At 31.0% G+C, this 13,639-nt stretch carries 11 protein-coding genes; 2 read left to right on the forward strand and 9 right to left on the reverse strand.

Features of this window, described 5'->3' with window-relative positions; all coding sequences use genetic code 11:
• The first annotated feature begins 26 nt into the window (after window positions 1-26).
• Window positions 27-617, forward strand: a complete 591-nt coding sequence (locus DG508_RS05820) for a YdeI/OmpD-associated family protein (protein ID WP_108867231.1) — start codon at window positions 27-29, stop codon at window positions 615-617.
• A 509-nt stretch (window positions 618-1,126) separates the two neighbouring features.
• Here DG508_RS05820 and DG508_RS05825 read toward each other — a convergent pair.
• The 6 genes from DG508_RS05825 to DG508_RS05850 form a co-directional block, all read right to left on the reverse strand.
• Window positions 1,127-1,786 carry an alpha/beta hydrolase gene (locus tag DG508_RS05825; RefSeq protein ID WP_416354243.1) on the reverse strand — a complete coding sequence of 220 codons (660 nt, stop codon included), beginning with the start codon at window positions 1,784-1,786 and terminating at the stop codon, window positions 1,127-1,129.
• Window positions 1,787-1,854: 68 nt separating this feature from the next.
• A complete protein-coding gene (locus DG508_RS05830; RefSeq protein ID WP_108867233.1) occupies window positions 1,855-2,661 on the reverse strand; it encodes a hypothetical protein in 807 nt (268 codons plus the stop codon).
• A 37-nt stretch (window positions 2,662-2,698) separates the two neighbouring features.
• Window positions 2,699-3,028, reverse strand: a complete 330-nt coding sequence (locus DG508_RS05835; RefSeq protein ID WP_108867234.1) for a DUF4870 domain-containing protein — start codon at window positions 3,026-3,028, stop codon at window positions 2,699-2,701.
• 95 nt (window positions 3,029-3,123) lie between these two features.
• Entirely contained in the window at window positions 3,124-4,377 is a 1,254-nt protein-coding gene (locus tag DG508_RS05840; protein ID WP_108867235.1) for a dihydroorotase, read from the reverse strand.
• Window positions 4,374-6,302: a BatA domain-containing protein gene (locus DG508_RS05845; RefSeq protein WP_108867236.1), complete on the reverse strand. Its 1,929-nt coding sequence runs from the start codon at window positions 6,300-6,302 to the stop codon at window positions 4,374-4,376. The genes DG508_RS05840 and DG508_RS05845 overlap by 4 nt, the downstream gene beginning before the upstream one ends.
• 170 nt (window positions 6,303-6,472) lie before the next feature.
• A complete protein-coding gene (locus DG508_RS05850; RefSeq protein WP_108867237.1) occupies window positions 6,473-6,994 on the reverse strand; it encodes a porin family protein in 522 nt (173 codons plus the stop codon).
• A gap of 152 nt (window positions 6,995-7,146) precedes the next feature.
• Here DG508_RS05850 and DG508_RS05855 point away from each other — a divergent pair, with 152 nt between their 5' ends.
• On the forward strand, window positions 7,147-8,703 hold the full coding sequence (locus DG508_RS05855) for an NAD(P)/FAD-dependent oxidoreductase (protein WP_108867238.1): 1,557 nt from the start codon (window positions 7,147-7,149) through the stop codon (window positions 8,701-8,703).
• 77 nt (window positions 8,704-8,780) lie between these two features.
• Here DG508_RS05855 and DG508_RS05860 read toward each other — a convergent pair whose 3' ends face one another.
• The 3 genes from DG508_RS05860 to DG508_RS05870 form a co-directional block, all read right to left on the reverse strand.
• A complete protein-coding gene (locus DG508_RS05860) occupies window positions 8,781-10,019 on the reverse strand; it encodes a sensor histidine kinase (protein ID WP_234418183.1) in 1,239 nt (412 codons plus the stop codon).
• 235 nt (window positions 10,020-10,254) lie between these two features.
• Window positions 10,255-10,635 (reverse strand): RidA family protein, encoded by a 381-nt coding sequence (locus DG508_RS05865; RefSeq protein WP_108867240.1) that lies wholly within the window; start codon window positions 10,633-10,635, stop codon window positions 10,255-10,257.
• Between the two features lie 53 nt (window positions 10,636-10,688).
• Entirely contained in the window at window positions 10,689-13,457 is a 2,769-nt protein-coding gene (locus tag DG508_RS05870) for a putative LPS assembly protein LptD (protein WP_108867241.1), read from the reverse strand.
• Between the last annotated feature and the right edge of the window lie 182 nt (window positions 13,458-13,639).

Consider the following 13,639-nt stretch of genomic DNA (forward strand, 5'->3'; position numbering starts at 1 on the left):
CTCTCTTGATTAATGAATATACAATTATGGAAAAAAACAAATCTGTAGAGGAGTTCATTGCAAAGAACTTACAATGGCAAGAGGAATTAAAGATGTTGAGAAGTATTATGCTTGATACAGAGCTAGAAGAAACGATAAAGTGGGGAACTCCTGTTTATACGATAAATAATAAGAATGTGATAGGACTAGGGGCTTTTAAGTCTTATGTTGGGATTTGGTTTTATCAAGGAGTATTTTTAGAAGATAAAAAAAAGAAATTGATAAATGCTCAAGAAGGAAAAACCAAAGGTTTACGGCAATGGAGATTTACTAATATAATAGATATAGATAGGGGTTTGGTGTTGAGTTATGTAAAGGAAGCTATAAATAATCAAAAAGCTGGTAAAGAGATTAAGAAAGAAAAATCAACTGAAATAAAAATACCTACAGAATTATTAAATGTTTTAATTAATAATGAGATTTTTAAAAAAGCTTTTGAAGGATTAACTTTATTTAAACAAAAAGAATATGCAGCTTATATTAGTGATGCAAAAAGAGAAACGACACGTTTATCAAGATTAGAAAAGATAAAACCAATGATTCTTGAAGGAATTGGTCTCAACGATAAGTATAGGTAGCTATTCAGAAAGGGTAAAGGGTTTTTGATAAAAAAAGAAATACATACCTCAGACTTGGTTGTGTGAGCCCAAGGTATGATAGGTTTAATAAGAGTAATGAGTACTATATATTTGTGATTTTATTTATTAGATTGATATAATATTCCTTCAATTTACTATAAAAATGCTCTTTTTGTTAGAATCAAAAAATGTATAAAACACTTTATATAAAGGATAAATTCACAATTTTTTTAGGACTATATAATTCTAGGTTTTTATTTTTATTTAGTCTAAACAAAAATAACAAAACTATAATAGTACAAAAATGATTTTAGTTAATTTTTTTTAACTAATTTAAACATAGAACGAAGAAGAGAAGAAGAGAAGAAGAGAAGAAGAGAAGAAGAGAAGAAGAGAAGAAGAGAATACTAGTAATATTCTTAATTGTTATTAGTAGATAGAATTTTGCTACAATACCACTTGATATTTCCCCCTAATTAATAATGTACTGTAGGGGGAAATATGTATGTTTAAATCTTAGAGCTTAACCATTCTTTAAACTGAAAAAAGTTTTGAGGAGCAACGCCATGTCCCACAGGAAATTCATTTAACGAAGTTTCTATTCCAAGCTTTGTAAATATGACAGGAGCTTTTCTTGCCCAATCTATTGGAATTACTTGGTCTACCGTACCATGAGAGCAGTAAATATTCAATTTAGAGAAATCATTAGAGGTATAGGAGTCGGTTAAAATCTCTTCATTGAGATATCCGCTTAATGCAATTACATTCTTAACTTTTTGTGGGTAAGAAAGTGCTACAGCATAGCTGAGAATTGTACCTTGACTAAATCCTAATAATGAAATATTATCTGCATCAAGGTTATATGCTTCTATTGCTTCGTCAATAAAATTGGCAATTTTGTCTCTTGATTCTATTGCTTGTTTATCATCACTAAATTTTCCTTTTGTAGGATCCATATAAATGGCATACCAAGCATTGCCAGATGGTTGCATAGGATAGGGAGCCCTCACAGAAATAATGAATAATTCATCAGGTAGTTCTGTAGCAAAAGAAAAAAGATCATTCTCATCACTACCATATCCATGAAACATAAATAATGCTGCTTTTTTTTCTTTTTGTACAGTAGGTTCTTTGATGATATGATATAATGATAAATCTTTCATTTTTATGTTTTTAATTATTAATCTACTTTTTAAATCATTTAGTCGTCTCTTGCTTTATAACGAGAAAAACGATTTTATAGTTGTATATGAATATGGTCATCATGCCTAACAGCACGGCATCCATGAAATCTAATTTTATTGCTCAGTATTTTTAATCTATTCTTGAGATGAGGTTCTATAAAAATCGTACTAATTTGTTTATGGTTTACAATTGATAAAAGTAAATCCTTAGTAGCTTTTTTAGAAAATTTTAGGCCATTGTTTATAGTTCCAAAAGTTACATATTTCGTAATATCATATTGCCAATACCCTATTTGCTTGCATTTTTCTGTTTGATGATATTCGGTTTTTAGAGGATTCTCAAATACCCCATATCCACTAATTGTAGGTTTTTTATTGGTGATTTTATGATTTTGGTCTTTGTAAATGAAAGAAATATCAATTTTTTTACCATCATTATGACTGTGATGAGGTATTAAAGGAAATCCATCAATAAAAGGAAAATTAGCGTCAAGATATACTACAGCTATACCAGGGTTAGATTTCTGGATAGAATTTGCAATATCTTTTAGAGTGGTAATCAATTGTGGCTTTACATAATCTCTATTCATAAGTTTGGTGAGAAAATTATGTGCTTTTAACTCTGAGCTATCTTTTATTTTCTCTCTACCAAATAATGGAGCAATGTTGGGTACTACTAAAAATGTAGCAATGAGATATGTTGTGATAAAAAAACCTAATTTTTTTAGCCTATATTTTGATTGATTTTTTTTGATACTTATCTCAACCAAAATATAGATAATACCACCAACCTGAGTTACTATGGTTAATAAACAAAAAATAAAGATTTTTAGAAATAACTTTATTAGTTTAATAGGCATAAATTTCAGATAATAAGGTTTTTATGATGCAATTAAACTATTTGATAAAGCTAAACCATTTTTGAAAGAAAGGACCTAGAAGAGGAACGACTTTTTGCTCTTCTTTCATTGCTGTTATCAAACCAAATACCCATAACACAAAAATAAATACATAAAAAGCAGAAGAAACAGCCCAAGAATCAAAAATACTTACCAATGCACCTATAAGATAAAAACTGATATTGATACCTAATGCTTGTCTGATATGAAAATTGGTAAACCTGTTCTTTTGCTCTTGATTCATGAAAAAAGCAATGATTGTTCCAATGATTGTAAGGTAAGCAACTATAGCTGCAGTTTTTCCTTGTTTTTCGTAGTTAGATTCCATTTTTAAGTAGTATTATGATTTGTAGAGGTTGTATTCTCTGTAATTTAATGAGTCATTTAAAATAAATAAATGTTGTTTTAATTTATTTTAAATGACTATTTCAACACTATTTTACCATTAGAAATAATACCATAGGTATTTCCTAATATTGTTTTACCCACAAATGCACTATTTTTTGATGTAGAAAGGATATGTTCTTTTTCAAAAGTTGTATCACCTTTGGGAGTAAACAATGTAATATCTGCTATCGCACCAACAGTTATACTTTTGTTTTCAATTCCAAAAACTGATTTCCCTTTAGTAAGCACATCTATTGTTTTTTCTAAACCTAATGTATTGTTAAGAACGCCAAACGCACTTTCTAGTCCTATTGTACCATAAGAAGCATTATCAAACTCTACTTTTTTATGTTCTACATCTATAGGTTGATGATCAGCAGTAACCATATCAATTGTACCATCAGTAATACCTTCTAATAATGCATTTATATCTTTTTGAGTTCGTAGAGGAGGTAATACTTTATAATTAGTATCAAATGTGATAAGTTCTTTATCTGTAAGAGTTAGGTGATGAGCTGTGGTACTACAACTTATCTGTAACCCTTTCTCTTTTGCTTTACGAATTAAATCAACTGATTTTGAAGTAGTTATAGTGGGTATATGTAATTTACCTTTGGTATACTCTAATAGAAATAAATCTCTAGCAATTTGTAGTTCTTCTGCCAAAGCTGGAATTCCTTTTAGTCCTAATAGAGTACTTTGTTCTTCTTCATTTACAATTCCTTTTCCTGCAATTTCATTTTCTTGAGGGAAAGAAATAACCAAGCCATCAAAATTTTGTGCATAAAGTAATGCAATTTTTAGCAAGTTAGGATTTTTAATAGCTTTTTTATAATCTCCAAAAGCAATAGCCCCAGCCTGTTTCATATCAAACAGCTCAGCCATATCAACCCCTTTGGATTGAATAGTTAATGACCCTATAGGGTGTAATGATACCGCATTATCAAGAGATTTTCCTTTTAAAAAAGCAATAGAAGTGCTTGTATCTACTATTGGTAATGTGTTTGGTTGTACAGCAATTGTTGTGAATCCACTTTTTGCAGCTACTTGTAAACCATGAATAATAGTTTCTCGCTCTTCATAACCAGGTTCACCAAAGCTTACACTACTATCAAACCATCCTTGAGAAACATGTAAATTATTTAGTAGTATTTCTTTTTGATCGGCAGCGCTCTGGATTGATGTATCTATATTTGATATAACCCCATCTTTGATCAGGATATCAACAGTTTTATTATGAAAAGGTGATTCGGGATCAATTACGGTAGCAGCCTTTAATAAGAGGTTCATTTTAGGTATTTTAATAGTAGGATTTCAATTAATAAGAATATCAGTGCAAAAATAACAAACCATTTCCAAAGTTCATGCACGCTCGTCTCTTCTTTTATTTGATCAAAAAGCTCGGTTATTGATTCGCTTACCTGATAGTTTTGTGTAGTATTTAAGTTATAATATTGTAATTGGCTTTCTGCACTATTATAATTATAGCTTATATGTTGTATTGTTTTTTTTGTATTATCCTGCAAGCTATAGATACCAGCCTTTGTAGGAACTTCATCTGTAGTGATTTTTACCTTTGTAGAAAAACTTTGTTGCATTGGGATAATACTTTCTTCATTAGAAATAAGAGATAGTACTCCATCTTGCCCCAAAGAGATAGGAATATCATACGAATTGGTTTGGCCAATGGTATAAGATATATCAGCTAGTTGCAAACTTTGTTTTCCTATATTATAAAGAGTAGGAACAATCAATGGAGAGTTTTTAAAATTTGAGTTCTCTTTGTTTATCGCTGCAGTAAATATGTAAAGGTTATTTGTTTTGTATAAAAAAGGACTATTGTCTTCAAATGATAATACGGCATTAGAAGCATTAGCATGATAGTAACTATTAACTTTTGGATATTGAAAATTAGTAACTTTTTTATTAAAAACTCCACGATATAGAGGGTGAGAAAAATGAATTGAAGTAATCTTTTTTTCTTGTACTTTTTCTGATGATATTCCCTGAGCAGAAAATTTATTAATAAATTGCTGATATGATGATACATCTCCTTTTACTGCTGGAATAAAACAAATAGTACCTCCTCGTTCTGTAAAAGGTTTTAATGTGTTTGTAAGAGAAATAGGAATTTGTTTTACTTCATTGACAATAACTAGATTTGCTGTACTAATATCATTATAATTAAGTTGTTCTATAGAGCTACTAATTAATACAAATTCATCAGAAGTATATATGTTTTTGATAAAATCATCACTAGCTTCATTGATCGCAACAACTTTAATTTTTTCAGGAGTATTTATTGTAAAAAACCTAGAATTATCAAAAGTTATGAGATGATCTTCTAGTGTTACCCTTCCATTTATTTTTATACTCTCATCTAATTGAAATTCTGCTTTTGCTGTTCCGTTTTTAGGAATCAAAATAGCAGTTTTGGCAACTAGCTTATCATCATTATATAATGCTATAGATGTATTTTCAGCATTGGTGTCTATGTTGCTTGCCAGTATATTAAGAACCAGATTATCATTGATGTTGCGTTCTAGAAAAAGACTATCTATAGCAAGGTTTTGTTTGGTAACTGGTTGTAGTTGTACCAAATGTGTTTTTATTTCAGAGTTTTTAGGTAATGTGAATTGATCTTCTTTCTGCTGAAAATCAGAAACCATTATAATACGTTTTATCGTTTCTGTAGAAGAGCCTGCTAGTTGTTTAGCTTTAAGATACGCAGCACTATAAGAAAGTTGATTAGAAGAATATGCTATTTGTAATAAGTCGTTCTGTATGTTTTTTTTGGAAGCATCAATAAAAGTTTCAGTATTTGTAAAAAGGGAAATAGTTTCTTCCTCAGGTAAATCGCTCAATATTTCCTGAATAGCACGTTTTAATAAAGGTCCTTTTGCTCCTTTGGCTTGCATGCTAAAAGAGTTGTCGAGATAGATGACTGTTTTGCTTTTTTTTCCTACAATTTCATCTAAAGCTAAAAATGGTTGCGCAAAACCTATAATAATTGCAGCCATTGCCAATAATCGAGACAATAATGTAAGCCATTTTTTGATCTGAGAGCTTTTTCGAGTCTGTATGGTAACAGCTTTAAGAAACTGAACATTAGAAAAATTCACTTTTTGAAAACGCCTTAACTGGAATAAATGAACTATAACAGGAATGATAAGCGCAAAAAGAGCGTAGAGAAATTCTGGGTGTTTAAACTGCATTCCTTAGTAAGGTTTATCAAATATACTATAAGATTTGAGAATTACGAATATCAAAATTATCAAATCAGAATTTTTAAATCAAAAAAAATGAGGGTTAAAATTTAATATAAAGTAAAAGCGGAAGTGTAACCTTCCGCTTTTCTTATTATTTGAGATACATTTTTTTCTTATTAAAAAATGTAATACCCTACAGATACTTGAAAAGCAGAATTCTTAGCTTCTACATTATCAATTACATCAGTAAAACCAAAGTTATAACGTAATTGACCAAAGAAAGGACCAAATTCTACTCCAGCCCCAACTGCACCACTAAGATCAAAACTTTCAGGTTTAGCACCAGCTTTGACATTATCATTTACTACAAAACCAAATTGTGGTCCTGCTTCTATACTAAAAAGTTTAGCAAATTTAAATTTAACTAATACAGGAAGGTTTAAATAATCAATGTCAGTATCTTCAATTCCTTGAGCAGAATAAAGTAATTCTGGTTGAAGAGCGAATTTTTCTGCTAAACCTATTTGAGCAACAGCCCCAATATGATATCCAGTTCTTCCATCTAAGTTATCATTGACATCATCTCCATTTAATGTAGCAAAGTTTACCCCACCTTTAAAACCGAATTTGATGTCTTGTGCGTTTGAAGAAATTGAAAAACCGATTACCGCAATTGCTAATAAAAAAAGCTTTTTCATAATTGTAAATTTAAGGTTTGTTTTAAATTCAAATATAGGAACAATTAGTTTAATAAAATATTAAATCAAAAAAGATTCAGAGTGATAGCCGTTGATTATCTTGAAATAAAGAATGTTGTATCTTCGCCCTAAAATCAAAATCTAACTTAAGATTGCAATACGAATTTACCATACAAGTTTTACCTGAGATCGTAGCGAATTCTGATCTATTAAAAAAAGAAATAGCGCGTAAAAACAGAATTCCTCTCGAAGAAATTAGACACATACAGGTACTAAAACGATCGATAGATGCGCGCCAGCGTACTGTAAAAATAAATTTAAAAATTAAAGTCTTTGTAAAAGAAGATTTTATAGACAAGCCACTTAGTTTACCCGAATATCCTGAAGTTTCTGGTAGTTCTCAAGTAATAATAATAGGAGCAGGACCAGCAGGTTTGTTTGCAGCATTACGTTGTATAGAGTTGGGATATAAGCCTATTGTTTTAGAACGAGGAAAAGATGTGCAGGCTCGTCGTAGAGATCTCAAAGCAATTAATAGAGATCATATAGTTAATCCAGATTCTAATTATTGTTTTGGAGAAGGAGGTGCAGGAACATATAGTGATGGTAAGTTGTATACACGATCCAAAAAAAGGGGTGATGTAAACCGTATTTTGGAATTGTTGGTAGGATTTGGAGCAACAGATCAAATTCTCGTAGAAGCGCATCCTCATATCGGAACCAATAAATTACCCAATATTATAGCTGCCATACGGCAAAAAATCATAGAAAGAGGAGGAGAGGTGTATTTTGATACTCGCGTTACTGATTTTAAAATTAAAAATTCTCAAATTAATGGAGTAACTCTTTTTAATGGGGATACGATTGATACCAATAAGGTGATTCTTGCAACAGGTCATTCTGCAAGAGATATATTTGAGTTATTATATCGTAAAAAAATAGAAATAGAGGCAAAGCCCTTTGCACTAGGGGTGAGAGTAGAGCATCCCCAGCTACTTATTGATAAGATTCAGTATAGTTGTGAAGTAAGAAGCCCTTATTTACCTCCATCACCTTATAGTGTAGTAAAACAAGTAGAAGGAAGAGGGATGTACTCTTTTTGTATGTGCCCAGGAGGTGTTATCGCCCCGTGTGCTACAAGTCCAGGAGAAGTCGTAACTAATGGGTGGTCTCCTTCAAAAAGAGATCAACCAACTGCCAATAGTGGTATTGTAGTAGAATTGAAACCAGAAGATTTTAAACCCTTTGAAAAATACGGGCCATTATCAGGAGTATATTTTCAGAAAAGTATTGAACAACAAGCATGGCGAGTAGGAGGGGAAACTCAAAAAGTACCTGCTCAACGATTAGTAGATATGGTGAATGGAAAAATATCAAATGATCTTCCTATTACTTCGTATAAACCAGGGTTGACTACTGCCGATATGAAATCGGTATTTCCTCAATTTATTCATAATACGTTACAAAAAGGGTTTAAAGCGTTTGATAAAAGTATGAGAGGATATCTTACGAATGAAGCTGTAGTACATGCACCAGAATCAAGAACATCATCACCAGTACGTATTCCTAGAGATTGGAAAACACTAGAGCATGTACAAATTAAAGGATTATACCCATGTGGAGAAGGAGCAGGATATGCAGGTGGTATTATATCTGCTGCAATTGACGGTGAAAAGTGTGCAGAGGCTTGTATTCAAAGTATTAAATAAAAAACGGTAGTATTACTAAATAGCGAGATCCTCTTACAACAATTATAATAAGGCGTACTTATGTATTCTTCTATTAACTAAATAGTTTGGTTAATAGAAGAATGGTGTTTCCTGATAGAAAAATCAAAAGTAGTTTGGATTTTTTCTTGAGAAGATACATTAATATATCCACCAAGGTTGTTTACTAATTTTTTTACAGTAGAAAGCCCAATACCATTACCTCTATTACCATTTCTATCTGTAGTATTAGCAATAGTAAAAAGATCAAAAATAGAGTTTAATTTATCACTAGGGATTCCCATACCATTATCTATTACTCTGAAATAGTAAAAATTGTCATCCTCACTCGTTTCTATAGATATAATAATTTGGTCTTTATCATTGTATTTAATACTATTTCCTATCAAATTAAAAAATATTTGTTTTAGAGCAAGTTTGTTGCATTCAACAATAGGATCTTCTTCTGGAAAATAAATGGTAAAATCAGGTTTTACACTTAATACGTCAACAATTTTATTTAATAAATGATTGAGGTAAAATTCTTCGGGTTTGTTTTGTACAAGACTGTCACTTTCATAATGATCAAGCACATCATTGATATAATTACTCATAGAGAAGGAAGATGTTTTTATGTAGTTAAAATATTCTGCGCTTTCCTTATCGAGTTTATCATCAAGTTTTAACTTTAATAAATCTGTTGATGTAATAATATTGGCAAGTGGCATTTTGAGATCGTGAGAAATAACCCTTGCAAATTCTCTTAAGGATTCGTTATGTTCTTTTAATTTATTTTGAATTGCCTGTAAATCTTTATTTTTCTTATTAAGTTCAAAAAGGATAATAACTTGTTTGGCCAATGCATTGAGCGATTCCATCTGTTGTTGAGAAAGCTTTTTTGGAGTACTATCCATTATACATAGAGAACCAAGAGCAAAACCATCTTTGTTTACTAATGGGAATCCAGCATAGAAAATTATTGGTCTGCCTTCTAGAAAACTAGGACTAGAATTAAAACGTTCATCTTTTCTTATGTCTGTAATTATTAATGGCCTTTCAGGGTGTAAAACAACATAAGAACATAATGAGTTTTTACGAGCAGTTTCACAAATAGTAAGTCCTTGTTTAGACTTAAACCATTGTCGGTCATTATCTACTAATGATATTAAAGCAATATCAGTATCACAGATATAAGCTGCTAATGCAGTAATCTCATCAAACTCTTTTTGTGATTGAGTATCAAGTATGTCTAATGATTTCAAAGCTTTTAGCCTGAAATTTTCATTTATGGGTGTAGCAATTGGTGTCATCCTCTTCATAAGAATTGATTTGTGTAAAGCAATTCTTAATAAAATTAACTAAAATAACTTAGATATTAATGAATTAATTACCTGAACGTAGGTATTTTGCGTAATAACCGTAGTTTGTAAGAAATAGATGAAACAGAGGGTGTTTGATCTTTTCTAGTTAAATATACTAGTATATTTAACTAGAAAAGATCAATTTAGTTGTTGATGTTATTGCAACAAAATTAAATGATAAAATAGTAATATTTTATTTTACAGCAATTACAGAAATCTCTACATTAACAAATTTCGGTAACGCCGCTACAGCTACAGTTTCTCTTGCAGGAGCAGTATCCTCATTAAAATAATTGCCATAGATCTCATTTACTTGTGCAAAATTGTTCATGTCATTTAAGAAGATAGTAGTCTTTATTACATTTTCAAAAGTCATATCTACTTCATCCAATATAGCTTTAAGATTTTGCATGACTAGCTCAGTCTCTGTTTTTATGTCATCTAGAACTAGTTTTCCAGTTTCAGGATTAATTGCAATTTGTCCTGATGTATATAAAGTGTTTCCGTTTAATATAGCCTGATTATACGGGCCAATAGGAGCAGGAGCCTTGGTGGTCGTTATGATTTTCTTCATGTGAAATATATTTAAGTTATAATTGTTACTTCAAAATCAAAATCGTTATGAGATTATAGCTGTCTATCTGGTTCACGTCTTTTATCCCATTTGATATCACTTAATACCGATGATTTGATACCGATAAAGAAGTTCCATGAAGTTCTCTCACTAAAAGGAATCCAGTTAAAATTCATAATCCAACTCTCTAAATCTCTTTGAAATCTTAGATTAGTAAAAGTAAATCCAGGGTTTTTAAGATCATACCCAGAAGATACACCAACAGACCATCGAGGTGCTAATTCTACATCTCCAGAAAACATAATAGAATGAGAAGATATTTCATTCTGCCTTACATTATTACTATAATTCACATTATATGATAAACGTAAAGACCATGGTATTTTATAGCTATAATCAGTTACATCTTTATCATTTTTTTTACTTTTATCTCTATCAAAAGATCTACTTTCACCAAAATCAGTAACTCCTCCAAACAAATTATCAGGTCTACCTTCATTCCTGAAATTCTGATTCTCTAGTGGATCCTCGTTTATTTCACCTTTCTCAAAATCTTTACTAGAAAAAGAATACCCAAAATTAGCACTAGCTCTAGTTAAACGAAAAAGACTACCTCCATTATCAATATTCCAAACATCAATTACACGATTATTATTGTCTAAGGCATATGGGTTTAATGTAGCATTAAAATTGATGTCTAATTTATTTTGAACAATTGGAATATTACCAGAAATAGCCAAAGGGCTTAATTTTAAAGAATCTCCTGCAACATTATAGGAAGTACTTAGGTTAAGATTGTTTAAAATAGTAACCTTTTTAGCCTCTGTAGCTGTACTGTCTTTACTCTTTACCTTCATTTCAATGTTATTGCTCAAAGAAAACCCTATACTACTAGAAAAAGTATTACTTGGAGCCCCATAAAGACCACCTTCAAATCTTGAATACTCTACAACCTCGGTCTCATTAATATTAGGTGTATTTGGATTATCGGTAACTGTATAGGTGTCGTAAAACTCACTAAAAGCTGGTTTTATATTAAAACTTACAGAAGGCCTCATGGTATGGCGTATTGCCTCTATTTTTTTACCTTTTTTAAATTTGAAAGTACCATATATAGTAGTTCCTAAACTTGTAGCAAAATCATAGGTTCGAAAAGCATCAAAACCTTTGATCGTATCACGTACTACTTCGCCAGCTCCATCTTTGGCACTAGGATCATAACTTTGTTTTATTGTTTCAAAAACCCAGTTTTCTTGAAAATTAGTTCCTGCTGTAGCACTTAAGTATTTAAGTATTTTGAAATTTGTACTCAAGGGTATTGAGTGTTGCATTCCCATTCGAGCTCCTTTGAACATCTCAGAAGAAAATAAATCATCATCTGTTGTCAGTATTTTATTTTCTCCCCTAAAATTGTATTGAGTATTAATGTTCTGTATAATTCCTTTTTTTACTCCAACCTTTGGAGCAAAAGGAAATATTCTAGACATGCTAACTGTTGCATTAGGTAGTGATAAATTCACTTCTCCTGAGTTAACATTTGAGTTATGAGTTGCAGCAATATTCACATTAACCTGTGGTTCTCCTTGAAATGTTTTTGCGTATGATACATTAGAACTCAACTGGTTGTTCAAGAAATTACCAGTATTGAGTTGGTTTGTGGATTGCTGAAAATAATCGGTACTACCAAAATTCACAGAAGCAGAAAATCGAGAATTTGGATTTGCTTTGGCATCTTGGCTATGTGACCATTGTATGTTATAGGTTGTTCTTTGTGAAAAATCAGGAAAACCTCTTTCGCTTTGAAGGTTGTTTTCATACCTAAATCTAAGATTACCTCTAAATTTATAGCGTAATGCATAGGCAGATTCTACTGCAAATGTATAACTACCATTTGTGTAATAATCACCCATAAGAGTTAAATCCATATAATCACTGATAGCAAAATAATATCCCCCGTTCTGAAGGAAGTATCCACGATTATTTTCTTCTCCTGGACTAGGGATTATAAATCCAGACGTTCTGTCTTCTGTCATAGGGAAATACCCAAAAGGTAACCCTAAAGGGGTTGGTACATCTGCAATAAACATATTTACCAGACCCGTTACAATTTTTTTCTTAGGAACAAATTTGATTCTACGTGCATAAAAATAATACTCTGGATTTTCTATATTTTCAGAAGTAGTAAATTTTACGTTTTTCATATAAATAACAGAATCATTCTCTCGTTTAGAGATCTCGTTCTTAATTCTAAAACCATTTTGCTCTGTTCTAGAATTATAAATAAGAGCTTTTTCAGTATCAAAATTAAAACGGATAGAATCTGGTTCAACTACATTTTGTGACTGTTTAAAAACAGGAGTCTGTGTATATTCGCCTAAAGAATCTTTAATTCCATACGCATACACTTCATTTTTTGAGTTGTCTACAACAATAAGCCCAGCATTGATTTGCATTTCTCCATACAAGATTTCGGCATTATTGTATAAATACATTTTGTTTTCCTTTCTACTCAGTCGCATATAATCTGTAGCTTTATAAGCTACTTTGTCTGTTAAAAGTTGCGGTTCTGGAGCAACAGAATCCTGTTTGACAGTATCCTGCTCTTTCTCATTAAGTAGTTCTTCTGGATTAATTTGTACACTTTTTACAGTGTCTTGTTCCGCTGGACTGGGAGACTCTATTGACTTATTAGTTTCTTGTGCAGTTACTTGAGTAACACAAAACAGTGAAAAACTTAGTGAATAAAGTATGTGACGTACCTTTGTTTGCAATGGTTTAAATCCTATTTTTGTATAACTATGGCTTAGTTTTTGAAGTGCCAAAATTACATATATTTTTTATGCTTAGATTGTAATTCATAAAAAAATAAAAAATTATGTCAATGACATACTCTCTAGGCTGTATAAACATAGAAGGTGAAGGTTTATTATATAAACCACAATCTTTAATTTTTTAATGTGTTATATTAAAAACTGAAACATCAGGTGAATGTTTCAAAATTAGT

Origin of the sequence: Aquimarina aquimarini (assembly GCF_900299535.1) — a bacterium.
In the GTDB taxonomy this organism is placed as follows: domain Bacteria; phylum Bacteroidota; class Bacteroidia; order Flavobacteriales; family Flavobacteriaceae; genus Aquimarina; species Aquimarina aquimarini.